24 protein-coding genes and 1 pseudogene are annotated in these 24,297 nt (G+C 68.7%); 17 read left to right on the top strand and 8 right to left on the bottom strand.

Features of this window, described 5'->3' with window-relative positions:
- The first annotated feature begins 1 nt into the window (after position 1).
- The 4 genes from SACAZDRAFT_RS08595 to SACAZDRAFT_RS08580 are packed head-to-tail and all read left to right on the top strand — an operon-like array spanning position 2 to position 4,204.
- A complete protein-coding gene (locus tag SACAZDRAFT_RS08595) occupies positions 2–2,023 on the top strand; it encodes an acetyl-CoA carboxylase biotin carboxylase subunit (protein ID WP_005440626.1) in 2,022 nt (673 codons plus the stop codon).
- Positions 2,020–3,177: an acyl-CoA dehydrogenase family protein gene (locus SACAZDRAFT_RS08590; protein ID WP_005440624.1), complete on the top strand. Its 1,158-nt coding sequence runs from the start codon at positions 2,020–2,022 to the stop codon at positions 3,175–3,177. The genes SACAZDRAFT_RS08595 and SACAZDRAFT_RS08590 overlap by 4 nt, the downstream gene beginning before the upstream one ends.
- 25 nt (positions 3,178–3,202) lie before the next feature.
- The gene (locus tag SACAZDRAFT_RS08585) at positions 3,203–3,718 is read left to right on the top strand and encodes a GNAT family N-acetyltransferase (protein WP_005440622.1); all 516 of its coding nucleotides are present in this window, start codon (positions 3,203–3,205) and stop codon (positions 3,716–3,718) included.
- A 51-nt stretch (positions 3,719–3,769) separates the two neighbouring features.
- The gene (locus SACAZDRAFT_RS08580) at positions 3,770–4,204 is read left to right on the top strand and encodes an SgcJ/EcaC family oxidoreductase (protein WP_005440621.1); all 435 of its coding nucleotides are present in this window, start codon (positions 3,770–3,772) and stop codon (positions 4,202–4,204) included.
- A 9-nt stretch (positions 4,205–4,213) separates the two neighbouring features.
- Here the strand turns inward: SACAZDRAFT_RS08580 and SACAZDRAFT_RS08575 are convergent, their stop codons facing one another.
- The 3 genes from SACAZDRAFT_RS08575 to SACAZDRAFT_RS08565 all read right to left on the bottom strand — a co-directional run bounded on the left by SACAZDRAFT_RS08575 (position 4,214) and on the right by SACAZDRAFT_RS08565 (position 6,419).
- Positions 4,214–4,810, bottom strand: coding sequence for an FMN reductase (locus tag SACAZDRAFT_RS08575; RefSeq protein ID WP_005440620.1), 597 nt, complete (start codon positions 4,808–4,810; stop codon positions 4,214–4,216).
- 2 nt (positions 4,811–4,812) lie between these two features.
- A complete protein-coding gene (locus SACAZDRAFT_RS08570; protein WP_005447404.1) occupies positions 4,813–5,916 on the bottom strand; it encodes an LLM class flavin-dependent oxidoreductase in 1,104 nt (367 codons plus the stop codon).
- A 104-nt stretch (positions 5,917–6,020) separates the two neighbouring features.
- Positions 6,021–6,419, bottom strand: a complete 399-nt coding sequence (locus SACAZDRAFT_RS08565; RefSeq protein ID WP_005440618.1) for a hypothetical protein — start codon at positions 6,417–6,419, stop codon at positions 6,021–6,023.
- A 176-nt stretch (positions 6,420–6,595) separates the two neighbouring features.
- Here SACAZDRAFT_RS08565 and SACAZDRAFT_RS08560 point away from each other — a divergent pair, with 176 nt between their 5' ends.
- The 11 genes and pseudogenes from SACAZDRAFT_RS08560 to SACAZDRAFT_RS08520 all read left to right on the top strand — a co-directional run bounded on the left by SACAZDRAFT_RS08560 (position 6,596) and on the right by SACAZDRAFT_RS08520 (position 17,247).
- Complete coding sequence (locus tag SACAZDRAFT_RS08560; RefSeq protein ID WP_005440617.1) at positions 6,596–7,795, top strand: cysteine desulfurase family protein; 1,200 nt, start codon at positions 6,596–6,598, stop codon at positions 7,793–7,795.
- A gap of 29 nt (positions 7,796–7,824) precedes the next feature.
- Positions 7,825–8,748, top strand: a complete 924-nt coding sequence (locus tag SACAZDRAFT_RS08555; RefSeq protein ID WP_005440613.1) for an NADP-dependent oxidoreductase — start codon at positions 7,825–7,827, stop codon at positions 8,746–8,748.
- A 126-nt stretch (positions 8,749–8,874) separates the two neighbouring features.
- Positions 8,875–9,678 (top strand): phytanoyl-CoA dioxygenase family protein, encoded by an 804-nt coding sequence (locus SACAZDRAFT_RS08550; protein WP_005440610.1) that lies wholly within the window; start codon positions 8,875–8,877, stop codon positions 9,676–9,678.
- A gap of 745 nt (positions 9,679–10,423) precedes the next feature.
- Entirely contained in the window at positions 10,424–11,932 is a 1,509-nt protein-coding gene (locus SACAZDRAFT_RS08545) for a sodium:solute symporter family transporter (protein WP_232286390.1), read from the top strand.
- A gap of 32 nt (positions 11,933–11,964) precedes the next feature.
- Positions 11,965–12,096 carry a putative transporter small subunit gene (locus SACAZDRAFT_RS23735; RefSeq protein ID WP_005440604.1) on the top strand — a complete coding sequence of 44 codons (132 nt, stop codon included), beginning with the start codon at positions 11,965–11,967 and terminating at the stop codon, positions 12,094–12,096.
- 148 nt (positions 12,097–12,244) lie between these two features.
- The gene (locus tag SACAZDRAFT_RS08540) at positions 12,245–12,781 is read left to right on the top strand and encodes a GNAT family N-acetyltransferase (protein ID WP_005440599.1); all 537 of its coding nucleotides are present in this window, start codon (positions 12,245–12,247) and stop codon (positions 12,779–12,781) included.
- A gap of 37 nt (positions 12,782–12,818) precedes the next feature.
- Positions 12,819–13,028 (top strand): annotated as a pseudogene (locus SACAZDRAFT_RS23730) (helix-turn-helix domain-containing protein); the annotation flags it as partial.
- A gap of 368 nt (positions 13,029–13,396) precedes the next feature.
- On the top strand, positions 13,397–14,317 hold the full coding sequence (locus SACAZDRAFT_RS08535) for a DUF4184 family protein (protein ID WP_050983464.1): 921 nt from the start codon (positions 13,397–13,399) through the stop codon (positions 14,315–14,317).
- Between the two features lie 291 nt (positions 14,318–14,608).
- Positions 14,609–15,367, top strand: a complete 759-nt coding sequence (locus tag SACAZDRAFT_RS08530; protein WP_232286389.1) for a CPBP family intramembrane glutamic endopeptidase — start codon at positions 14,609–14,611, stop codon at positions 15,365–15,367.
- Positions 15,368–15,454: 87 nt separating this feature from the next.
- Positions 15,455–16,567 carry a sensor histidine kinase gene (locus tag SACAZDRAFT_RS08525; RefSeq protein ID WP_232286388.1) on the top strand — a complete coding sequence of 371 codons (1,113 nt, stop codon included), beginning with the start codon at positions 15,455–15,457 and terminating at the stop codon, positions 16,565–16,567.
- Positions 16,564–17,247: a response regulator gene (locus SACAZDRAFT_RS08520; RefSeq protein ID WP_005440594.1), complete on the top strand. Its 684-nt coding sequence runs from the start codon at positions 16,564–16,566 to the stop codon at positions 17,245–17,247. Before SACAZDRAFT_RS08525 ends, SACAZDRAFT_RS08520 begins: the two co-directional genes overlap by 4 nt.
- A gap of 540 nt (positions 17,248–17,787) precedes the next feature.
- Here the strand turns inward: SACAZDRAFT_RS08520 and SACAZDRAFT_RS08515 are convergent.
- A complete protein-coding gene (locus SACAZDRAFT_RS08515) occupies positions 17,788–18,582 on the bottom strand; it encodes an inositol monophosphatase family protein (RefSeq protein WP_005440593.1) in 795 nt (264 codons plus the stop codon).
- Positions 18,579–19,463, bottom strand: coding sequence for a DUF5919 domain-containing protein (locus SACAZDRAFT_RS08510; RefSeq protein ID WP_005440591.1), 885 nt, complete (start codon positions 19,461–19,463; stop codon positions 18,579–18,581). Before SACAZDRAFT_RS08510 ends, SACAZDRAFT_RS08515 begins: the two co-directional genes overlap by 4 nt.
- Before the next feature lie 298 nt (positions 19,464–19,761).
- On the opposite strand from SACAZDRAFT_RS08510, the gene SACAZDRAFT_RS08505 reads away from it, so the two are divergent.
- Together SACAZDRAFT_RS08505 and SACAZDRAFT_RS08500 are read left to right on the top strand one after the other, a co-directional pair.
- Positions 19,762–20,025, top strand: a complete 264-nt coding sequence (locus tag SACAZDRAFT_RS08505; protein ID WP_005440586.1) for a hypothetical protein — start codon at positions 19,762–19,764, stop codon at positions 20,023–20,025.
- A 2-nt stretch (positions 20,026–20,027) separates the two neighbouring features.
- On the top strand, positions 20,028–20,288 hold the full coding sequence (locus tag SACAZDRAFT_RS08500) for an AMED_5909 family protein (RefSeq protein ID WP_005440584.1): 261 nt from the start codon (positions 20,028–20,030) through the stop codon (positions 20,286–20,288).
- 58 nt (positions 20,289–20,346) lie between these two features.
- Here the strand turns inward: SACAZDRAFT_RS08500 and SACAZDRAFT_RS08495 are convergent, their stop codons facing one another.
- The 3 genes from SACAZDRAFT_RS08495 to SACAZDRAFT_RS08485 all read right to left on the bottom strand — a co-directional run bounded on the left by SACAZDRAFT_RS08495 (position 20,347) and on the right by SACAZDRAFT_RS08485 (position 24,166).
- Positions 20,347–21,555: an acyl-CoA dehydrogenase family protein gene (locus SACAZDRAFT_RS08495; protein WP_005440582.1), complete on the bottom strand. Its 1,209-nt coding sequence runs from the start codon at positions 21,553–21,555 to the stop codon at positions 20,347–20,349.
- Positions 21,552–22,856 (bottom strand): acyl-CoA dehydrogenase family protein, encoded by a 1,305-nt coding sequence (locus SACAZDRAFT_RS08490; RefSeq protein WP_198283930.1) that lies wholly within the window; start codon positions 22,854–22,856, stop codon positions 21,552–21,554. The genes SACAZDRAFT_RS08495 and SACAZDRAFT_RS08490 overlap by 4 nt, the downstream gene beginning before the upstream one ends.
- Before the next feature lie 110 nt (positions 22,857–22,966).
- Positions 22,967–24,166 carry a TetR/AcrR family transcriptional regulator gene (locus SACAZDRAFT_RS08485; protein ID WP_005440580.1) on the bottom strand — a complete coding sequence of 400 codons (1,200 nt, stop codon included), beginning with the start codon at positions 24,164–24,166 and terminating at the stop codon, positions 22,967–22,969.
- Between the last annotated feature and the right edge of the window lie 131 nt (positions 24,167–24,297).

Genomic DNA, 24,297 nt, shown 5'->3' with positions numbered 1-24,297 from the left:
CATGTTCGACACCGTGTTGGTGGCCAACCGGGGTGAGATCGCGGTGCGGGTCATCGCGACTCTGCGGCGCCTGGGCATCCGGTCGGTCGCCGTGTACAGCGACGCTGACGCCGACGCCAGGCACGTCGCCGAGGCGGACGTGGCGATCCGCGTCGGACCGGCCGAGGCGGCCCGCAGCTATCTGTCCATTCCGGACATCATCGCCGCCGCGCGGGCGACCGGGGCTCAGGCCGTGCACCCGGGCTACGGTTTCCTCGCGGAGAACGCGGCGTTCGCCGGGGCCTGTGAGGACGCCGGGCTCGTGTTCGTCGGCCCACCCGTGGGCGCGATCGAGGCGATGGGCGACAAGATCCGGGCGAAGGAGACCGTGTCGGCGGCCGGTGTGCCGGTCGTGCCGGGCGCGAACGACGTGTCCGACGTGGACTCGGTCGCGGCGGCGGCGGAGAGTGTCGGCTACCCGGTGCTGCTCAAGCCGTCCGCGGGCGGTGGCGGCAAGGGCATGCGGCTCGTGCACGCGCCGGGCGAGCTGTCCGCCGCCGTCGAGTCGGCGCAGCGGGAGGCGCGAGGCGCCTTCGGTGACGACCGCCTGCTGGTGGAGCGGTTCGTGGCCGACCCCAGGCACATCGAGATCCAGGTGCTCGCCGACCGGCACGGCGGCGTCGTGCACCTGGGGGAGCGCGAGTGCAGCCTCCAGCGGCGACACCAGAAGATCGTCGAGGAGGCTCCGTCGGCGCTGCTCGACGACGCGACGCGCGACCGCATGGGCAAGGCGGCGGTCGAGGCCGCGCGTTCCGTCGGGTACGTCGGCGCGGGCACGGTCGAGTTCATCGTGTCGTCGGCGGCTCCCGACGAGTTCTTCTTCCTGGAGATGAACACCCGGCTCCAGGTCGAGCACCCCGTCACGGAGCTGGTGACCGGGCTCGATCTCGTGGAGTGGCAACTGCGGGTCGCAGCGGGTGAGGAGCTGGCGTTCACGCAGGACGACGTGCGGCTCGACGGGCACGCCGTGGAGGCCCGCGTCTACGCCGAGGACCCGGCGCGCGACTTCGTGCCCACCGGTGGCACGGTGTCGGGCCTGCACGAGGCGTCCGGTCCGCACGTGCGGGTGGACTCCGGGATACGGCAGGGCACGGTCGTGGCGTCGCACTACGACCCCATGCTGGCGAAGGTGATCGCGTGGGGTCCGGATCGCGCGTCGGCTCTGAACCGGCTCGACCGGGCTCTGGCCGACACCGCCGTGCTGGGTGTGACGACGAACGTGCCGTTCCTGCGGACGCTGCTGCGGCATCCGGACGTCCGCGAGGGCAGGCTCGACACGGGACTGGTGGAGCGGGAACTGCTCACCCTCACCGCCGACACCGCCGACACCGCCGACACCGCCGACACCGCCGACACCGCCGGCGTCGAGGAGTTCGTCGTCGCGGCGGCGCTGGACCGGGTGCTGGCGCTGTGGCCCACGGGCGAAGTGATCGACCCCTGGGATGTCCCGAGCGGGTGGCGGATCGGCGGCAACGCCGGGCTGACCATGCGTCTGCGGGCAGGCACCGCCGAGGCGCTCGTGCGCGTCGAGGGCGACCCCGAGCGAGCCGAGGTCACGGTGGACGGAGCCGCCCCGCTGGCGGTGTCCGCGAGCCGGGAGGGCGCCGACCTCGTCGTGCGGGTGGACGGCGAGTACCGCCGGTACCGCCGGGCCGAGGCCGCCGACGGTGCGGTCTGGTACGCGCGAGAGGGGCGCGCCGTCGCGGTGAGCGAGCGCCCCAACCTGCTCGCCTCGCATGCCGAGTCGGTGGAGGCGGGACCCATCACGAGTCCCATGCCCGGCACCGTGCTCGTCGTCAAGGTTGCGCTCGGCGACGTCGTCAAGGCGGGAACCCCGCTGCTCGTCGTCGAGGCGATGAAGATGGAACACACGATCACGGCACCGGTCGACGGGGTCGTGAGCCGACTCGACGTGCGGGCGGGCCAACAGGTCGCGCTCGACGAACCCCTCGCCCTGGTGACCCCGGAAGAAGGCGCATCATGATCGATGACAGGCTGGACAAGGAGTACGAGGACCTGCGCGTCACCGTGCGCGACTTCGCCACCTCCGAGGTGGCCCCGGTGATCGGGGACTTCTACGAGCGTGAGCAGTTCCCCTACGACATCGTCCGCCGCATGGGCGAGATGGGACTGTTCGGCCTGCCGTTCTCGGAGGAGTACGGCGGGATGGGCGGCGACTACTTCGCGCTGTGCCTGACGTTGGAGGAGCTGGCCCGGGTCGACTCGTCGGTGGCGATCACCCTGGAGGCCGGGGTGTCGCTGGGTGCGATGCCGATCTACCGGTTCGGTACCGAGGAGCAGAAGCAGCGCTGGCTTCCCGCGCTGTGTGAGGGGCGGGCGCTCGGCGCGTTCGGCCTCACGGAGCCGGGCGGTGGATCGGACGCGTCGGCGACGCGGACCACCGCCAGGCTGGAGGACGGCGAGTGGGTGCTCAACGGCAGCAAGTCGTTCATCACCAACTCGGGCACCGACATCACGAGCCTCGTCACGGCCACCGCCGTCACCGGGCGGACGCCCGACGGACGCAAGGAGATCTCGGCGATCATCGTGCCGTCGGGGACCCCCGGCTTCACGGTGCAGCCGCAGTACTCCAAGGTCGGGTGGAACGCGTCCGACACGCACGGGCTGACGTTCGACGACTGCCGGGTGCCGGAGGAGAACCTGCTGGGCGAGCGTGGCCGCGGCTACGCGCAGTTCCTGTCCATCCTGGACGAAGGGCGGGTCGCGATCGCGGCGCTGTCCGTCGGGTTGGCGCAGGGCTGTGTGGACGAGAGTCTGCGCTACGTCAAGGAACGTGAGGCGTTCGGGCGCCGGATCGGCGAGTACCAGGCGATCCAGTTCAAGATCGCCGACATGGAGTTGCGCGCCCACACCGCCCGGTTGGCGTACTACAACGCGGCGGCGAAGATGCTGCGCGGCGAGCGGTTCAAGAAGGAGGCGGCCATCGCCAAGCTGGTGGCCTCCAACGCGGCGATGGACAACGCCCGCGACGCCACGCAGATCTTCGGCGGCTACGGGTTCATGAACGAATACCCGGTGGGCCGCTTCTACCGCGACGCCAAGATCCTCGAAGTCGGTGAGGGCACGAGCGAGGTGCAGCGCATGCTGATTGCCCGGGAATTGGGTGTCACGGACTGAGCCGGGCGCGTAGGCTGCTCGCCTCATGAACGACATTCGACTCCGACCGGGTCGTCCGGGTGACGACGCCCTCCTGCTCGACATGTTCGACGGCGCGGTCGCCTGGCTGACCGAACGAGGTCGCACCGGCCAGTGGGGTTCCGTGCCCTTCTCACAGGATCCGAAGCGGGTGGAACGGGTGCGCGGAATGGCCGCGCACCCGCACCTGGTGGTGGCGGAGATCGACGGAGTCGCCGCCGGTGCGTCGATCTTCGCCGACCACCCGCCCGCGCACATCCCTCCGGTGTCTGAGCCGGAGGTCTACATCGATCTGTTGATCACGTCACGGGCCTTCACCGGACGTGCGGTGGGCGCGCACCTGCTTGCCGAGGCGCGTGAGGAGACGCGCAGGCGAGGTCGGAGCCTGGTGCGCGTCGACTGCTGGGCGGGTGGTGACGGGGAGCTGGTGCGTTACTACCGCGGTCAGGGGTTCACGCCGACGGAGACGTTCCGGGTCGGCGACTGGGTCGGTCAGGTGTTGGAGGACCGGGTGGCGCCGTGAGCGGCGTCGGCGTCTTGACCTCCAGATATCTGGAGGGTTCAGGATGGTGGCATGACAGCGACCACCGACTCTCCCGTCGTCGAGTACTCCTCACCGACCGAGGAGGACCGCGCCGCCATCCATCGGATCATCGCCGACACCGAGACCGCGTACAACACCAACGACGCGGAGTTGATGACGAAACACTTCGCTCGTAACGCCACCGTGGTCAACGCGGTGGGCGTCACGCTGTCCGGAGTGGACTCCATTGTGGAGGCCACCCGGCAGGGTCTCGCGGGATTCCTGCGCGACGAACACGTGCGTTACGACGTGCTCGACGTGCTGTTCGTGCGGCCGGACGTCGCCCTGGCCTACAAGGGCGCGCGGGCGACGGACGCCAAGGGCAATCTCGTCGACGACGACCACGTCATGAAGGTCCTCTACGTCGTCGTCAAGCAGGACGGGCGGTGGTGGGCGGTGGCTCGCCACCACACGCTCGTGCGCTGACTCCCGCCGCTACTGGCCCTGCCTGCGCAGCAGCTCGTCGAAGGGGACGAACTCCTCCTCGGGTTCGACGGAGGCGGGGCGGCCGCTGAGTGCGTCGGCGAGTTCCGCGGCCGCCCGGTCGATGCGTCGGGCCAGCTCGGCCGCGTCCTCGCCGCCCCAGTCCTGCGACGCGGCGTACACGCCGGTGGGCATGACGACGGCCCGGAGGTAGGCGAACAGCGGCCGCACGGCGTGCTCGAGGGCCAGCGAGTGGCGCGGCGTGCCGCCGGTCGCGGCGATGAGCACGGGCTTGCCGCGTAGTGCGGTGGGCTCGCCGACGTCGAAGAACGACTTGAACAGCCCGCTGTACGACGCGCTGAAGATCGGTGTGACGGCGATCAGGGCGTCGGCCTTCGCCACCGCGTCGAGCTCGGCCGACAGCGCCGGGGGAGCGAAGCCGGTGATGAAGTTGTCGGCGATGTCGCGTGCGTGGTCGCGCAGCTCCACGACGTGCGGCTCGACGGGCACACGCGCGCTGACGGCGTCGGTCAGCCGGTCCGCCAGCAGGCGGGTGGACGACGGGTTGGTGAGTCCGGCCGAGACGACGGCCAGGTTGTAGGCGCTCATGGTCACCTCTCGGTGTCGGCGGTGCCGTCGGTGGACTGCTGCTTCGCCGCCCGCAGGGAGTCGTGGGTGGGCGCGTCCGGCACGCCCGGCGCCCGCAGCGCGGCGAACTCCTTGCGCAGCACCGGCACGATCTCGCCGAGCATGTCGAGCTGCTCCAGCACGGTCTTCAGCGGGAGTCCCGCGTGGTCCATGAGGAACAGCTGCCGCTGGTAGTCGCCCGCGTACTCGCGGAAGGTCAGGGTGCGGTCGATGACCTGCTGGGGGCTGCCGACGGTGAGCGGCGTCTGCTCGGTGAAGTCCTCCAGCGACGGCCCGCCACCGTAGACGGGGGCGTGGTCGAAGTACGGGCGGAACTCGCGCACGGCGTCCTGCGAGTTCTTGCGCATGAACACCTGCCCACCCAGGCCCACGATCGCCTGGTGCGGCTCACCGTGGCCGTAGTGGGCGTACCGCTCGCGGTACAGGGCGACCATCCGCTTGGTGTGGTCGGCGGGCCAGAAGATGTTGTTGTGGAAGAAGCCGTCACCGTAGTAGGCGGCCTGCTCGGCGATCTGCGGGCTGCGGATCGACCCGTGCCACACGAACGGCGGCACCCCGTCGAGCGGACGCGGCGTGGAGGTGAAGCCCTGCAACGGCGTGCGGAACCGGCCCTGCCAGTCGACGACGTCCTTGCGCCACAACTCGTGCAGCAGCGCGTAGTTCTCGACGGCCAGCGGGATGCCCTGGCGGATGTCCTGCCCGAACCACGGGTACACCGGCGGCGTGTTGCCGCGGCCCATCATGACGTCCACACGACCGTCGGCGATGTGCTGCAGCATCGCGAAGTCCTCGGCGATCTTCACCGGGTCGTTCGTGGTGATCAGCGTGGTCGACGTGGAGAGGATCAGGCGCTCGGTGCGCGCGGCGATGTAGCCGAGCATCGTGGTCGGCGACGAGGGCACGAAGGGCGGGTTGTGGTGCTCGCCCGTGGCGAAGACGTCGAGGCCGACCTCTTCCGCCTTGATGGCGATGCGCAGGATCGCCTTGATCCGTTCGTGTTCGGTCGGTGTCCGCCCCGTGGTGGGGTCGGTCGTCACGTCGCCGACGGTGAAGATGCCGAACTGCATGAATGTCACCACGCCCAAGTAGTTGTCCTGTCAACTAACTACTGTAACGCCGGGGTTCACAGGGTATTCCGGCAGACGGGGCGGCGTACGAGGAGTCGTCGTGCTTACTCGTTCTCAGATGGCGGCCATGCTGGTAGCTCGTGGTCTTCCCCGTCGGGCCAGAGGCCGATCTGCGCGAGGCGCGGGCGGTAGGGCTCTCCCTCTTCCCTAGCGACCTTGTAGGAGAGGCAGCGTTTGCAGTTGACGGGTTGGTCCGAGACAGGCGTCCGCTCGCCGCTGACGTCCGTGGTGTCCGTGCCGATATGGCAGGCTGGTGCGGGAATGCGCTCGCCGTGAACCCAGGTGCGCAGGCGCACGGCATGCACGGTGTCGTTGTCGCCGATCCGCATGGCCTTGCCGGCGAATCGACGACGTTGGTCGGCGGCGATCTTTCGGATGTCTGCGATCGGGAGGGCGGCGTAACCGCCCGCGGCCAGCTTCCTTGCTTCCGCGCCATCGGCCATGTTCGGAGAGTAGCCACGTCGAAGGTTGCTTTGAAAGCGTCCGAGCAGGTTAAAGCACTGATTGGCCCCTCGACCCTTCGCTGGGGAGCCGCTCGCCGCTCTGACTCGCTCGGCGCGCGCCCTGGCCCCCGCCGCGCTATAACGGCGGGAGAGGCCGACGGGAAGGAAGGTGTGCCGTGGCCGTCCCCGGCGGGCTCGTCGACGGGCCGATCTACCTCGACTACAACGCCACCACGCCGGTCGACCCGGCTGTAGCCGACGCTGTTCTGCCCTACCTGACCAGCGCGTTCGGCAATCCGTCCAGCGCTCACCGCTACGGCACCGAGGCGCGTGGGGCGCTGGACCACGCGCGCGCCCGGGTGGCCGCGCTGATCGGGACGTCGGCCGACCGCATCGTGTTCACCGGGTCGGGTTCCGAGGCGAACGCGCTGGCCATACGGGGAGCCACGCTCGCTGCGCGGACCGGCTGGCCACACGTGATCACGCAGCGCACCGAGCATCCCGCCGTGCTGGAGTCCTGCCGGGCGCTCGCGAGCCGCCACGGCGTCGACGTGACCTACCTACCCGTCGACGGGGACGGCCTGGTCGACCCGGCCGCACTGGCCGCCGCGTTCACCCCGCGCACGGTGCTGGTGTCGATCATGGCGGCGAACAACGAGACTGGTGCATTGCAACCGATCCCCGAGCTGGCCCGCGTCACCCACGAGCACGACGCGGTGTTCCACTGCGACGCCGCCCAGGCGGTGGGGAAACTGCCGGTCGACGTGACCGCGCTCGACGTGGACCTGCTCACCGTGGTGGGCCACAAGATGTACGCGCCGAAGGGCGTCGGCGCCCTCTACGTCCGGCCGGGTGTGCGACTGGAGCCGCTGGTCCACGGCGGCGGGCAGGAGCACGGCCTGCGGGCCGGGACCGAGAACGTCGCCTACGCCGTGGCCCTCGGGACCGCCGCGCGGCTCGCGGCGGACGCCCTCGTGGCCGGCGAACACCAGCGCGTCCGCACGCTGCGGGACCGCCTCCACGCGCGGCTCCGTGCGGGGCTGGGGGAACGGGTGCGGCTCAACGGGCCGCCGACGTCGCGGCTGCCGAACACCCTGAACGTCAGCGTCGACGGCGTGCGCGCCCACGAGCTGCTCGCCGCGATCCCGGAGGTGGCGACCTCGACCGGCTCGGCCTGCCACAGCGGCCGAGACATGCCGTCGCCGGTGCTCACCGCGATGGGCCTGCCCGCCGAGCGGAGCCTGGCGGCACTGCGACTGTCGCTGGGCCGGTGGAGCACGGAGGAGGACGTCGACCGCGCGGCCGAGCTGATCACCGCCGCCGGGCATGGAGCAGTCGTCACCCACTCCGGGCCTGCGCACCGCGCGCTGGAATAGACCCGTCGCGCCGCGGTGTTGCCGCGGACATGCGAGCGATCATTCAAGAGCAGTACGGCGGCCCCGAGGTGTTGACCCTGGGCGAGCGGCCCGACCCGAAGGTGGCGCCCGGTGAGGTCCTCATCCGGGTCAAGGCGGCGGGGGTCAATCCCGTGGACTGGAAACTCGGCGCCGGATACCTCGACGCGATGATGGAGACGCAGTTCCCCATCACCCCGGGGTGGGACGTGTCGGGAGTCGTGGAGGCCGTCGGACTCGACGTGTACGACTACGAGGTCGGTGACGAGGTCATCGGCTACGTGCGCAAGGACTGGGTCCAGAACGGGACGTACGCCGAGCTCGTCGCGGCCAACGTGCGGTTGATCGCACGCAAGCCCGCCGCGCTCGACTGGACCGAGGCGGCCGGGCTGCCGCTGGCAGGGCTCACCGCCTACCAGTGTCTCGACCGCGTCCGGGTCGGCGAGGGGGAGACGGTGCTCGTGCACGCGGCCGCCGGTGGCGTCGGCGCGTTCGCCACGCAGCTGGCGGTGCTCCGCGGCGCCCGCGTGATCGGTACGGCCTCGGAACGCAACCACGACTTCCTGCGGGAACTCGGCGCCGAGCCGGTGAGCTACGGCGAGGGTCTCGTCGAGCGCGTGCGGTCACTTGTGCCGAACGGGGTGGACGCCGTGGTCGACTGTGTGGGTGGCGAGTCGATCGACGCCTCGCGGGAGGTGCTGTCGGATTTCTCGCGCCTGGTATCGGTGGTGGATCCGCGAGCCGAGGAACTCGGAGGCGCGACCATGTGGGTGCGGCCGAACGCCGCCGACCTCACCGAGCTGGCGCGGCTGGCGGACGCGGGCGAGCTGCGCGTGTTCGTCGACCGCGTGCTGCCGCTGGAGCAGGCGGCCGAGGCCTGGCGCCTGAGCATGGAGGGCCGCACCCGAGGCAAGATCGTCCTGTCGGTCGCCTGACCCCACTGCCACACCGTGTCCGCGCTCTGCGCACGCGTGTTCGTACTTCCCGTACGCCCGTAAAACCGCTTGTTCCCGCCAAGACGCCCTTGCCACGCTGGTCGCCTGTTGTGAGGAGGCCGGTGGATGGCGTTGCGTACCGAGCAGGTCGAGCAGTTCGTCCGGGACGGGTTCGTGAAGCTCGACGGGGCGTTCCCCGTCGACATCGGCGAGCGATGCGTGCGGGAACTGTGGGACGCCACGGGTTGCTCACGCACGGACCCGGCCACGTGGACGCAGCCCGTGGTCCGACTGGGTGGCTTCTCCACACCGCCGTTCCGTGAAGCCGCCACCACGCCCACGCTGCACGAGGCGTTCGACGCGCTCGTGGGCGTGGGCCGGTGGCAGCCGCTCGGCGGTCTGGGCACGTTCCCCGTGCGGTTCCCGAGCGACGAGGACCCGGGGGACGCCGGGTGGCACGTGGAGGCCGGCTACGCCGGGCCGAACGGCGAGTTCTGGCTCGACCACCGTTCGCAGGGCCGTGCGCTGCTCCTGCTGTTCCTGTTCTCCGAGGTCGGCCCGGACGACGCGCCGACGCGCATCCGGGTCGGCTCGCATCTCGACGTGCCTCCGTTGCTTGAACCCGCTGGTGACGACGGGCGCAAGTGGCTGTCGCTGTGCCACGACGCCGTGGAGGCGTCCGCACACCGCCCCGTCGCGCTCGCGACGGGCACGGTCGGCGACGTGTACGTGTGCCACCCCTTCCTCGTGCACGGCGCCCAGCCCCATCGTGGACGCACGCCGCGGTTCATGGCTCAACCACCGCTGGTGCCGGTCGGGGCACTCGACCCGTACGCCGCCGAGCCGAACGCGGTCGAGCGCGCCATGGCCCCTCGCCCTGCGCGACGACCGGGCGTGACCGGTCGGACCTCTCCTCCGACGTGGCACTGAGCTGATTCGGCCACCCCGACTGGTTCGACCAGTCCTTTCGAGTGTGTCCGGACCGCGTGGTGTCGATTTCTGCGAGGCAGAACGAGCCCACTGATTCCGACCGGGATTCGCCGCGCGGCGGCGTCGAAATATCGAGCTCCGCAGGCCGCGATCCCACTCGAGTCTCGCCTGGTAGTGCCGATTCTACTGTCGCCGTCGGGCTGGATTGGTGGGTGGTCAGTACCGGCCGCCGTCGATTTTCCTACGGATTTTTCCGTCGGCGAGAACGTGGTGTGGTCCACGATTTCTCTCGCTGACCAACACGACGGTGTAGTCGTGTCAAGATGATGCTAGTCACAGTAGCACTGGGGGGCCGTCGGAGATGGGGCGCGGCGGAGCGCTCCTATCTGCGGCTATGGCAGGCGTTCGACGTGTTGACGCAGCGGTTTCGACAGGCGAATTGTTTCCTCTCCGTGATCTGCATCACCGCCAAATGTGTGGTCTCTGTTACTAACCGGTTCCAAAATGTCCGAAAGTAAACTAAGACAGTTCTTCGCCCGCCCTCCCGAAAAGGAGGGAATTACAAACAAAAAGGTCATGGAGAGTTTAGTTGTTTCAGCTTAGTGCAACAACTACCGTTCTCTTATTGGTCGGATTCTATGGTTTGACTTATCTTCTCACTCTGACTATTCGAGAGAAGAAAGAGAACGTCGACGGGTTCATGGTCTCGAACAACGCTGTGGGGTTCGGGATCTCGGCTGCGAGCATGACGGCCACCTGGGTGTGGGCGGCATCGTTCTACGCCAGCGCCACGTCCGGCTACACGTACGGTCTGTCGGGCCCCATCCACTACGGTCTGTGGGGCGCGCTCATGATCCTCTGCATCTATCCCTTCGGTCGGCGGTTCCGTGAGCTCGCGCCCCGCGCGCACACGCTGGCCGAGATGATGCGGGCCCGGCACGGGAAGTCCAGCCAGCTGATTCTCGCGTTCTCCAACATCGCGGGTAGCGTCATCAGCCTGACGGCGAACTTCACCGCCGCGGGTGCGCTGGTGGAGATCCTCACGCCGTTCGACTTCGTGCACGGTGTGCTGGCGGTGGCTGTCGGTGTGCTCGCCTACACGCTGTGGTCGGGCTTCCGCGCTTCGGTGCTCACCGACTTCGCCCAGCTCGTGGCCATGATGGTGGCCGCGGCGATCATCATCCCCATGGTCTTCTTCGCTGCCGGCGGTACGGACCTCGTCGACGAGGGGCTGCTGAGGATCACCGACGAGCAGGCGAACTTCTTCTCCGGCACGGCGTTCCTGGAGCAGGGTGCCCCGTACCTGGCGGCCGTCCTCGCCTACGCGGTCGGTAACCAGACCATCGCGCAGCGTCTCTTCGCGGTGCGTCAGGACAAGATCAAGGCCACGTTCCTCACGGCGACCCTCGGCTACGGCGGTACCGTGATCGGCCTGGGCATGATCGGCCTGGTGGCCCTGATGGTCGGGCTGGAGCCGTTGAACGGCGACATGAACAACATCATCCCGCAGACGGCCTCCGAGTACCTGCCCGCGGCGATGATCGCCCTGCTGTTCATCCTGGTGATCGGTTCGCTGTCGTCCACTGCGGACTCCGACCTCGCGGCGCTGTCGTCGCTGGTGATGACCGACATCTACGGACGGAACCTGGCCAAGCGCAAGGTGAAGCCGGAGACGATGCTCCTCATCGGCCGGTTGACGATGGTGGGCGCCACGGCGATGGGCGTCATGATCGCCATGACGAAGTTCGACATCCTGGGACTGCTCGTGTTCATGGGTGGCCTGTGGGGCGCGCTGGTGTTCCCGGTCATCGTCAGCTGCTTCTGGGACCGGATCAGCAACGCCGCGTTCACCTCGGCCGCGCTCGTCGGTGTGGCGTTCTTCCTCGTGTCGCGCTTCGAGTGGCTGCCCCTCACCGGTGTCGTCGGCATCGTGATGGAGCTCGCCGCGCTGATCGGCGCCGCGGTCGTGTTCGGCCTGATGGCGTTCGGCTTCTTCGGCAAGCAGGTCGGACTGGGCGTCGCCGGGGTCACCATCGTCGGCCTCGCTCCGTTCGTGTTCGGGTTCCTGCGGGACTACCCGACACTGCTCGGCGCCCTGGTCGCCTACGGTGCCAGCACCGTGACGTGCGTGCTGGTCACCATGCGCAACACCGAGCGGTACGACTTCGCACTGCTCAACGAGCGCGTGACGGCGTTCCAGGACGAGGAGAAGGAGATGATCGGGAAGGGCGACGACCCGGTCGCAGCTCGCTGACCTCGACGCCGACCGGACAGTAGGGAAGGAACATGGAAACTATTCTCGTGACGGCTTACATCATGGTGTGGCCACTGCTCACCGCCATCGTCCTGGCCGTGCTCACGCGTGGCGTGATCAAGGACTACAGGAGCGCGCGTAAGGACGGCACGACGGTCGTTTAGCACCCTTCGGTGACGACAGCGGCTAGTGGGGCCACGGGGACTTTCCCGTGGCCCTGCCGCTTTTTCGGGGCAGGTCTCGGAGGTCCGTCGGTGCGTGACTGCGGAAACCGCTTGCCCGACCCGGCCGAGAGGGGCGAAGGTCGGGAGTATGGCGCCAGCTGCGGTCGCGGTCAGGTTCGCGAGCCTCGCCGATGCGGAGGCGATCGGGCGGATCCACGTGGAGTCGTGGCGGGCCGCGTACGCCCGTCTGCTTCCCGCGGACTTCCTGGCGGGCTTGTCGATCGCGCAGCGGCAGGCCGCATGGCGGCGACAGCTCACCGCCGGGGAGTCAGCGGCGCCCGTCGTGGTCGTGACCGAGGGTGGGACGGTCACGGGATTCGCGTGTGTGAGCGCGTCGCGGGACGAGGACGCTTCTGCGGGCACCGGTGAGCTGCAGAGCCTCTACCTCGACCCCGCGATGTGGGGTCGAGGGTTGGGACGGCGCTTGCATGCCTCGGCCCTGGCCGTGCTCCGGGAGGGCGGTTGTCTGCGCGCCACGCTGTGGGTCTTGGAGGGCAATGCGCGTGCGCGCCGCTTTTACGAGCGCGCCGGTTGGGCGGAAGAGGGCGCAGCCAAGGTCGACAGGATCGCGGACGGACCGCTGCTCAGGGAGGTTCGTTACGTGCGGGCTCTGACGGCGCCATAGCCGTCGTCAGGGTCGTGTGTCCACTGTGGTGTCGAAAGTCCACTTCAGGGCCGTGACCGGCGCCAGCCCGTCGCAGTGGCTGTCGACGCAGCGGGTCCGCCGAGCCCAGGAGCTGCTGGAGAACATCGAGGACAGCATCGACGCCATCGCGCAGGCCGCGGGCATCGGCACGACGACGACATTGCGTCGCCACTTCGCCCGCACCGTCGGTGTGCCTCAGGGCGCCTACCGGCGGACCTTCCGCAGTGCCGCTGCCGCAGGCGCGGGCGCGTCGCCCGGTTGGCGAGTGGATCGCTTCTCGCCGGTTCCGGCCGTCACGTGCTCCCTGACTGCCTGGAGACCGCCTGGCTGCGGGGCTGTGCATCCCCGCTCGGGAAGTCGGAGCGATCATGCTGGAAAGTGGTCCTGACTTTCGAGTGAGGATGTGCGTGGGGTGCTGCTGTGGACCGTGTTCGGTGGGTCTCGGTGCCACGGCAGGGAATACACTCTCCGGTGTTCTATCCGTGAGTGCTGTCTGGGCCAGGCCAGTCGTGTGATCGCGGGCCCCACAGGGCGCCCGCGGTGCGGCGTGCAGTGAAGCCCGCCCGGTCTCTTCCGAGCAGAAAAGATCACTGAGTGCCATTCACCGTGTCCCACCCCGCAGCAGTGCTGCCGCTGCTGCGTCGGCCCTTCGTTCCGGCGGCTCTGGTCGCGGGTGCCGTGGCACCCGACCTCCCGTACTTCCTGACCACCCTCGGCGTGTCCGAGACCGGTCCGCACGACTGGTACGGGCCACTCCTCAACGCCACGCAGACCCACTCGATTCCTGTCGGGTTGCTCGTCAGTCTGCCGGCTGCCATCAGTCTGCTCGCCGCGTACCGGATGCTGCGCGCCCCGATCACAGCACTGCTCCCATCCAGTCTCCGCCTCCCGGAACCCGAGCGAGCAACCGGCCGAGCGGCGAAAGTCCGGTACACCGCGTGGCTGTTGATCTCCGCCCTGATCGGTATCGCCTCCCACCTGGTATGGGACTTCTTCACCCACGGCGACGAACTGCTGGTCAGCCTGACGGCTGACCGGCTGCTGCAGCATGCGAGCACCGCCTTCGGCCTGGCGGCCGTCGGCTGGCATCTGTGGCGGCGCCGCGGCCGTCTGCGCACCCACGGCGGCACCGACACCGTTGCCCGCCTGAGTCCCACCCTGCGGTGGAGCGTAGTGACTCTGCTGATCGCGGCACCCGTGCTGGGCGGCGCTGTCAACGCCCGTGACGACTTCGACGCCTTCCGCTATGTGACCGAAGTGGACTATAGCCGGCCCACTACCGTCTACCTGCGCGACGGCGCGAGCGAGACCAATTATCCGTCCAAGACGGTCCCAGCTCCGTGGGGAACCCTCGCCGAAGGCGTGTTGAACGGGATCGCCAAGAGAGCGGGCGCCTCGTTCGCCATCGCACTGTTGCTGTACTCCGTCACCTGGCAGATCGGCGCCGTCTCGCGTCGGCGGGCGACGGCGTCCTGCCCTGCCCCCTCGCCGCAACCGAACCAGGATGGCAAGTGATGGCGTTCGGCAGCCGGGATCCGCATCCTTCGCCCAGCGCACTGGCTGCCCAGCGGACCAGGACACCAACCGCACTGACGTCGCACGGGCTGACGTGTCCCCCGTGAGAGCGACACGGATCGTCCGCTCGCTGGTGATTCGCTGACGTCGGTGCGCTTCTAGCGTTTTCAGCGGGTCGCCCAGCCGTGCGGCCGTGGTCAACCGGAGGTCACCATGCACACGATGTCGGTCGCGCGTACGGATCAGGAGCCCGGGCGAGCGGGCCGCGTCTTGCGGTCTCCGCTCGCCTGGATGCTGGTCGGGACAGTCGGTGTCGGCGGGGTGTCGGCGCTGTCCTCGGGTGGGTCGCCGGTGCCGGCGGTCGTGGGCGCGGTCGCCGCGGTCGCCGTCTACTGGGTGGTCATGCGCTACGTCGCGCGGCGGAGCACGCCGGAGATCGCGAGGGCACGGGCCGGGCGTCAGGCGTTGCTCGGCATCGGGCTGGGCGCCGTGTTCATCACCACCTCGATGCTCATGGTGATCAGCGAGTTCTCGTTCACCTGGGCGTCCGGGAGTGTCATGGCGACCGTGGCGAGCATCGCGGCGGTGCAGTTCGGTGCGGCGGTGACCGAGGAACTGCTCTTCCGCGGCCTGCTGTTGCAAGGGCTGGAACGGCTGTGTGGCAGTGGGGCGGCGCTGGCGATCAGTGCGGTGCTGTTCGGTGCCATCCACCTGGCCAACCCCGGCGCCACGGTGTGGACCGGGTTCGCGATCGCCGTCGAGGCCGGGGTCCTGATGGGTGCCACGTTCCTGTGGCTGCGCAACATCTGGGTGGTCGCGGGCCTGCACTTCGCCTGGAACACCATCGTAGGGCTGCTCGGCGTCCCGGTCTCGGGTCACGCGTCTCCGGGTTTGCTGATCGCCGAACCGACGGGCCCGGAATTGCTGACCGGCGGCCGGTTCGGCATCGAGGGGTCGATCGTTCCCGTCATCGTGAGCCTGCTGTTCGCCCTGCCCGTGCTCATCGCCGCTCACAAGCGCGGCAATCTCGTGCCCATGCGGCGGCGCTAAACTCGCCGAATGCTTGCGAGCGCGACATCCCGCCTCAGCGCCGCACTCGACGGGTGGCGAGACCTCCCATCGTCTGTCAAGGACAGTGTGTTGGCGGCGGTGGTGACCGTGCTGGCATTCGCGCCGACCATCGCCCACATCGGGCCGGAGATCGGCGATCTCCCCGAGCGCGAGCCGGGCGGAATCGGCGCGGTGGTCGGTGCGGCGCTGACGCTGGCGATGTGCCTGCCGCTCGCGGTACGCAGCCGCATGCCGGCCGTGTGTGTGTCGATCATCGGTACCGCATTCGCGATCGGTCAGGTGCTGAGTTACCCGGACACGTTCGGCAAGGTGGGGATTCTCCTCGCGTTGTACGCCGCCGGCGCGCACCTGGAGCGGTTCCGTCGAGGGCTTGCCGCAGTGCTGACCGCGGGTTATGCGGGGCTCGCCGTGGCACTGCAGAACCTTGGCTCACCGCAACGGTTTCCGGATTTCGTCGCGTTCTATCTCGTGTTGGTGGTGATCTGGTTGGCCGGCACCGGCATGCGTCGATGGCGCACGGAAGAGGCTGAACGTCGACGGCTGGCGGCCGAGGTGGCCGCGGCCACCGAGCGGGCACGCATCGCTCGCGATCTGCACGACGTGGTCACCCATCACGTGACCGCGATGGTCGTCCAGGCCGACGCGGCGCAGTTCCTGCTCGACTCCGCGCCGGAACGCACCGGGACCGGCCTGCGCGCCATCAGCGACACCGGACGCCGGGCGTTGACGGAGCTGCGGACCCTGCTCGGCATTCTCGAAGCGACCGGCGAGTCCAGGACCGCGGACCGGACGCCGGCCATGGGAAAGGTCGGTGATCTGGTCGAACGGGCCCGGCTGTCCGGACAGCCCGTCGAGTGGACCGAGCAGGGCGAGCAACGACCGCGGTCCGTCGACGTGGAGCTGGCCACCTACCGCGTGGTACAGGAGGCGCTCACCAACGCGCTCAAACACGCGACCGGAAACCCGACCACGGTCATGGTCCGACACCGCGAGGACCACATCGAGGTCGAGGTGATCACTCGCGGTCCAGCGGTCGGCGACACGGCCACACCGTCCGGCGGCCGAGGTCTGACAGGACTTCGGGAACGGGTGCGGATGCTCGGCGGGGACCTGGTTTCCGGTGCTCTGCCCGACGACGGCTTCCGCGTCCGGGCCGTCATTCCAGGGAGGCCCACATGACCGAGCCGATCCGGGTGCTGATCTGCGAGGACCAGGAACTGGTGCGCACCGGCTACGTCACCATCTTCTCCGCGCAGCCCGACATCGTGGTCGTCGGCGAGGCGGCCGACGGTCGCGCGGCGGTGGAGGCTGCGCGGCGGTTGCGCCCCGACGTGATCGTGATGGACGTCCGTATGCCCGTTCTGGACGGCATCGAGGCGACCCGCGAGCTGACCGGTCCCGGCGTCGAGGCACCGGCGAAGGTGCTGGTCGTCACCACGTTCAACGTCGACGAGTACGTGTACGAGGCACTGCGCGCCGGCGCCAGCGGGTTCCTCCTCAAGGACACGCCGCCGGCGCAGCTGGTCGACGGCGTCCGCACGATCGCCCGCGGTGACTCCCTGCTGGACCCCGCGGTCACCCGAAGCCTGATCGGCCACTTCGCCGAACGGCTCCGCCCCGCCGACACCTCCCGCCCGGCACGAGACGCCGTCGTGCGGGCACTGGCGCCCCGCGAGCTGGAAGTGCTCGAACACCTCGCCGCCGGCCTGTCCAACGCCGAAATCGCCGCGGAACTGGTCATCTCCACCGAGACGGTGAAGACCTACGTGTCCCGGATCCTCACCAAACTCGACCTGCGGGACCGCGTACAAGCAGTCGTCCTCGCCTACCGGACCGGCCTGGCATCCAGCACGGACTGACACCCGTCACTTCTCAGGCACGCACGGATTGGTCGCAGGACGGCGAGCCCAGCAGCCTGCGGGCGACGATGAGTTGCTGGATCTGTTGTGTGCCTTCGAAGATGTCGAGGATTCGCGGCCGGTCAGCGCCAACCTGGAGGGGAAAAAGTGAAAACCGCCTCGGACCTGCGCAGACTTTTCGTGAACCTCGCGGCTACCCGGTTCCGCTCCACCTAACACGGCATGGAGACGGCCTGGCGCGAGCCTGCCCAGCCCGTCTCCTCCACCTCGACATGCAGCCGAGCACGCGGCCCGCCGACCGTTGTCGGTTGGCGCAGCTCCAAAGGCGCGTAGATGCTTTCATTGTGTCAGAGTTGGCGAATGCGACGATTCCACAAAAGAGTAACCCCACATATTACCCTCCATGTTTCTTGTGGAAAGGTTGAATGGTGGCCGGGTCAAGTGGCCACAGCAATGCGGGAGTTGGCTAAAAAAGTCTAGCGTCGGTGATTCACCGAATATTTGCTCACCCGTTCAATTGAGTCCGAAAGTCCCGGCGCCTCAGCAGGTCCGATTCAAGAGTGAGACTAGAGTCGCTCTGATGTAGAAATTGGAAGAGAAGGTTGATCTAGAGCTGAAGCGGTAGTCCGAATCATTGATATCCGAGATTGAGGCACTCGATTCTCTTGCTATCAACACGCCCGCAGCCATGTCCCATGGCTTGTTGCTGAGGATCACGCAGGCGTCGGTGCGGCCTTCTGCGACCCAGGCCAGGTCGAGTGAGGCTGCGCCGAACATGCGGACACGTTCGACGTTTTCGGCTAGGGCTTGGGTGACGGCGAAGCGGCGGCGGTTCTTCTCGGCGGCTCCGGGTCCGGTGGCGTAGTCACCGATGGAGACGATGGCACGGCTGAGGTCGGTCGTCTCGCTGGCGTGTATGGGTTTGTCGTTGCAGTACGCTCCGCCACCCTTGGTGGCGTGGTAGCGCAGGTTCAGGAACGGCGCGACGATCACGCCTACGACGGGTTCGCCTCGGTGAACCAGGGCTAGTGAGGTGGCGCAGAGCGGGATGCCGTGGGCGAAGTTCGAGGTGCCGTCGATGGGGTCGAGTACCCACACGTAGTCGGTGCTCTCATCGATCGCCCCACCGCCCTCCTCTTCCCCAAGAAAGTCGATGTCGGGGGTGGCGCGGGCGAGGTGGTCGCGGATCTCATGCTGAATTCGCACGTCCAGCTCGGTCACATAGTCTCGGTCGCCCTTGGTGCTGACGGTGCCCGGCGCCGAGGTGGTCATCAGGTTCGCGCCGATGTCGACGGCATCCTGCGCCACGGCGAGCAGTGTGTTCAGGTCCTTCACGCGGTGATCTCCTTGCTTCGCGCCCACATCGACTCGAACACCTGAGAGAACGTCTCGAACAGGCCCGGCGGGCCGGGTTGCTTCTCGACCACGAACGTTGGGGACTCGACGCCTCGCGCGTCCGGTAGGTAGAGCTGCACGACGCATGTCGCGTCGTCGATGACGGTGATGTTGAACCGCACGGCCTCGTCGGAGGTGCGGATGCGTAGGTTCCCGCGTGCCTCGGGCGAGAGTTTGCCTTGGAGCCGCTGCAGGGTCTGGATGTTGAGCGTCGTGAGCGTGGACAGCACGCCCTCGGGGTGGGATTCCTCCCGCTCGCGTTCCTTGATGTAGCGACCGGCCGGGTCGAGGAACAGACACCGGACGACGGTTCCCGATTCGAGCAGGTCGAGCAGGGATCGGTCGGGGTAGCTCTGGCAGAGCAGGTTGAGCGAGAGCCCGACCATGCTGATCTGCTCAGCGCCGTCGAAGAGTTTGTGCGGCGGGATCTCGTGCGAGAATGCGGGGCGGCTGGGGAAGACGGCGGTTACGTCGGCCATTCCCTGCACGGTGTGCTGTGCCGGTTTTGGTTTGCTCGTCGTAGCGGCGGCGGTGTTCGGTGGCTCGGGCACGAACTCGATGTCGCCCGTGTGCTCCTGGAAGAGCTGCTCGGCGGTCCAGCCGGGGAACATCGCTTCGAGGATGCGGCAGTGGTGGGCATAGGGCAGCCCTTGCAGGTCGCGGGACAGCCAACGGTAGAACTGGGCCTTACTCGGCCCACTCCCTACCAGGTCAGGCTCCAGCTTCTTCGCGAGCTTGTCGTACTCCTTGCAGAACGCGCGGTGTCCCTGCAGATGCCGTTGTCGTAGCAACACCTTCAGCACGGTCGGCTTGTCAGCCATCGACTCATCCCCCATGACGCCGGTCAGTAGTCGACCCTAGTACGAGAATGAGACAAGGACGAGACTTGACGAGGGGCAGAAGTTCGAGACGCGACATATGCGGTGTCGTGACGGGACCTTAGCCTGGACGAGCCTTGTGATGTGCCGCCGTACAGGCGGCGACACGGGTGACGACAAGAGGGGTTTACGACACGATGGCGCCTCGCTGGGGGCTGGTTCTCAAGCGAGTTCGATGAGGCGTTCCCACAGAGCTTGCGATGGTCGGCGTGGGCCTGACGTGTCGGGGGAGGAGCGAACGGTGCCATTCGAGGTGACGTTCTGTCCGGGCGGGCAGGCCGGGAGCCGGACTTTCTGTTTCGTGGACGAGGAGGCCACGTTGGTCGATTGTTGCGAGCCCGATCGTGTGGCGATTGTGCCGCCTGCGGACCCGGCGGAATGGCCGGACTTCCGGCGTTTCCTGGAAGACCTCGGGAGAGCGGCTGCGGAGCTGGCCGAATGGGTCGGTCGGGAGAGCGGGCAGGCCAACGTGCCGGTAGCGGCCGGGCTGAGCAGGGAGGTGTGAGGGTGACCGAGTCGATTCCGGAAGCGCGGACGTTGTGCCAGGCGCACCTGGCACTGGAGGGCATCCGCCCGGCATTGGATGCCCCGGCTTCGGAGTGGCGGCGGTACTACCTGCGGAGCGCGCGCGTCTACGCCGAGGTCGCGGAGATCGACCGAGCCCACCACCACGAGGCGAGGTACTGGGCTGACCGGGAACGCCGCAAGGCCGAGGAGATCAAGCGCACTGGGCTTCACGAGGGGCCAGGGCGGACGGTGAGGGTCTGAACGCGGAAACCGCCCGTCACCGCGGAAAGCGCAGTGGACGGGCGGTTTCCCTCCTGGCCTACTTCAGTTCCTTGCTCGTCTTGCCCAGCAGCCTGCGGGCGACGATGAGCTGCTGGATCTGTTGCGTGCCTTCGAAGATGTCGAGGATCTTCGAGTCGCGTGCCCACTTCTCCAGCAGCGATTCCTCGGTGTAGCCGAGGGTGCCCGCGAGCTCGACGCACTTGAGGGTGATGTCGACGACCGTGCGGCCTGCCTTGGCCTTCGCGATGGACGCCTGCAGCGAGTTCGGCTTGCGGTTGTCCGCCATCCACGCCGCTTCGAGCGTCGTCAGGTACGCGGCCTCGTAGTCGGCTTCGAGCTGCAGGAACGTCGCCGCGGCGGCGTGCTGCGCGAGCGCGGGCTTGTCGTAGTCGACCTCGACGCCCGCCTCCTCCAGAAGGCGGCGAGTTTCCTCCAGGGCCGCGCGCGCGACGCCGATCGCCATCGCCGCCACCAGCGGACGGGTGTTGTCGAAGGTCTGCATGACCCCCGCGAAACCCTTCTTGGTGTCGATCTCCGGCGAGCCGAGCAGGTTCTTCGCGGGCACGCGGCAGTTGTCGAAGCGCAGCACCGCCGTGTCGGAGGCACGGATGCCGAGCTTGTGCTCCAGCCGCACGACCTCGAAGCCCGGGGTGCCCTTCTCCACGACGAACGACTTGATCGCGGCGCGGCCCTTGCTCTTGTCGAGCGTCGCCCACACGACCACGGCGTCGGCGCGTTCCCCGGAGGTGACGAAGATCTTCTCCCCGTTGAGGATGTAGTCGTCGCCGTCCTTGGTCGCTGTCGTGGTGATGGCGGCGGAGTCGGAACCGCAGCCGGGCTCGGTGATGGCCATGGCGGCCCACACCTTGCCGAAACGTTCGAGCTGCTCGTCGTTGGCCACCGACGCGATGGCCGCGTTGCCGAGTCCCTGTCGGGGCATCGACAGCAGCAGGGCGACGTCGCCCCAGCACAGCTCGATGGTGCCGAGCACGGTGAGCAGGTTGCCGCCGTTGCGGTTGCCGCCGGAGTTCTTGTTGTCCTTGCGGCGCACGCCGGCTGCGCCCGCGCCGCCCTCACCGGAGGTGTTCAACCCGTCCAGCAACGCCGCGAGCATGTCCAACTCGGACGGATACGCGTGCTCGGCGCGGTCGTACTTGCGCGAGATGGGCCGGAACACCTCGGTCGCGGCCTGCCGGGCCTGGTTGACCAGCGCCTTGGCCTTCTTCGGGACCTCAAGGTTGATCATGCTGAGACGACCCCTTCCATGACGCCGACCGCGCGCAGATCGCGGTACCAGCGCTCCACCGGGTGTTCCTTGACGAAGCCGTGTCCGCCGAGCAGTTGCACGCCCGCGCTGCCGATCTGCATGCCCTTGTCGGTGGCGAGCTTGCGGGCGAGCGCGACCTCGCGGGCGTGGGGCTTGCCCTGCTCCATGCGGGACGCCGCGCGCAGCGTCACCAGCCGCATGCCTTCCAGCTCGATGCCGATGTCGGCCACCTGGAACGCCACGCCCTGCCGGTGGCTCACGGGCTCCCCGAACGCCTCCCGCTCGTTGACGTACGGGATCACGTAGTCGAGCACGGCCTTCGCGGTGCCGCACGCGAGCGCCGCCCACGCCAGCCGCGACGAGCGCACCACGTCGGTGAACACGTCCCGCTTCCCGCCGCCGACGAGTGCGCTCGCGGGCAGCGACACGTCGTCCAGCACGAGCTTGCCGGTGGCGGCGCCGCGCAGTCCCATCGCGGGCTCCGCCTCGATGCCGACGCCCTTCGTGCCCGACTCCACCACGAACAGTGCGGGACCGGCGCCCTTCGGGCCCTCCAGGTTCGCCGATACGACGAAGAGCTCCGCCTGCGCGGCCCGCGGCACGAGGTTCTTCACGCCGTCGAGGCGGTAGCCGTGGGGGGTGCGGCGGGCGGTGGTCCGCGGCGCGAAGACGTCGAACAGCGGCACCTGCTCCTGCAGCGCGAGTGCGGCGGCGGGCACGTCCTCCCCGGTGAACGCGGGCAGGTAGGTCGCCTGCTGGTGGGCGTCGCCGTGGCGGACGAGGACGTTGCTCACCGCCGACGGGGCGAGCACGGCCACGGCCAACCCGAGGTCGCCGTGGGCGAGCGCCTCCGCCACCAGGACGTTCGTGACGGCCGAGCGTTCGCTGCCGACGCCGCCGAGCTCCTCCGGGATGCCCACCACGGTCAGGCCCAGTTCGGCCGCGCGGGCGAGCAGGCCGTCCGGGGGAGCGAGCGCGTCGTCGGCCTCGGCCGCCGCGGGCCGCAGCTGTTCGGCGGCGAACTCCGAGACGGTCTCGACGATCATCTGCTGCTCGTCGTCGGGCGTCAGGTCGAACAGTCCCGTGTCGGTGGCCGGGGCCAGCCGCGCGGGCTTGCCGAGCCGGGTGGTCGCCTTGAACGTCCGCTGCGCTGCACCCGCCGCGCGGAAACCCTGCCGCGTGGCCGTGGCCACGAGGTTCTCCACGGGCTTGCGCAGGCCGGCGCGGTCGAGCAGAGGACTTCCGGCGAGCCGGTTGAGCGCCGCGAGACCGAAGCCCATGGCGTCGCGTCGTGTCGCATTCTGTCGGGCCACAGCTTTCCCCTCCGGTTTACCTACTCGCGAGTAGGTTAGCGGGTGGGTTCGTGGCCGCGCCAGTAGGGGCGGGCAACTCAGTCGATTCCGAGTACCGCGTGCAGGAGCGTGGTCAGTTCCTCGACCAGATTCGGGCGTGCGGCGACCCGCCGGGTCCGCGTGAGGTCGTTGGCGATGGTCAGCGCCGCGTGGACGGTGATCTTCGCTTCCCGCGTGTCCAGTCCGGGCTGGACGGCCTCCAGCAGCCGCACCCACTGGTCCACGTAGTCGCGTTGGATGCGCAGCAGCTCCGGCCGGTCGCGCTCGTCGATGTGCACGTGGTCCACCGAGAACGCGACGAGCAGCTCGGGGGGCCCGGTCAGTGTCTGCACGTAGGAGGCGGCGAGTCGGCGCAACGCCTCCCGCTCGTCGGCTGGTGCGCTCGTCCGCAGCGCGTGGTCGGCGGCGAGCATGAGCCGGTCGCCCGCGCGCCTGCCGATGGCGGCCAGCAGTGCCGCCTTGCTGGGGAAGTGGCGGTAGACGCTCGGGCCCGCGATGCCCGCGGCCTTGCCGATGTCCTCCATGCTGACGTCGGCGAACCCGCGGCGGCGGAACAGCTCGGCGGCTTCCGTCAGCAACTGCTCCCGCCGCGACGGAGTGCCCAGCGTGCGCGGTGTCGGTGCCGCCTCGGTCGCCGTGTCCACTTCGGGCAGTTCGGCGTGCAGCACACGCAGGGCCAGCGACGTGAGCAGGTCCGTGAACCGGCGCTTGGGCAGCGTGGTGCGGTGCACCGACACGCTGCCGAACACCGACAGCGTCGCCCAGCACAGCAGCTCGGCGTCGTCGTCCGAGAGTTCGGGACGTTTGCGCTGCAGCACCCGCGCCCACGCCGCCAGCATCGCGGTGGACCGGCGCCGGATCTGCTGCTGGCTCTCGGCGTCGAGGTGACGCCCCTCCCAGCGCCAGAGGGCGGCGACGTCCCTGCGCTCCACCGAGCGGGCCGCGAGCCCGGTCAGCAGTTCCCGGATGCTCTCGTACGACTCGGTGCGGCGCTCGTCGAGCGCGGCCTCCGTGGCGAGCTCCATGTCGCGCAGCCCGGTGAGCAGCACGTGCGCCAGGACCGCCTGCTTGTCGGAGAAGTGCCGGTAGAGGGCGGGGCCGGTGATGCCCGCCGCCGCGGCGAGGTCATTGATGCCGACGCCGTGATAACCGCGCTGACGGAACAGCTCGGACGCGACCGCCGCGAGCTGGGCCTTGCGGTCGCGTGGACGCCTGTTCCTGCTGCTGTCATCACCCATAACGTGAGCACACTCTAGCGTGTGTTGGCATGGTGGCAACCCCGACAGCACGTTGACAACCTCGGATGATCCGGGATTATGTTAGTAGCGATTAGCACCCCGAACGGCAATCTGCGCCAGGAAGGACCTCA

Origin of the sequence: Saccharomonospora azurea NA-128 (assembly GCF_000231055.2) — a bacterium.
GTDB classification, from domain to species: Bacteria; Actinomycetota; Actinomycetes; order Mycobacteriales; family Pseudonocardiaceae; genus Saccharomonospora; species Saccharomonospora azurea.
The sequence above is the reverse complement of the archived record's forward strand: the minus strand, read 5'-3'. Positions and strand labels throughout refer to the sequence as shown.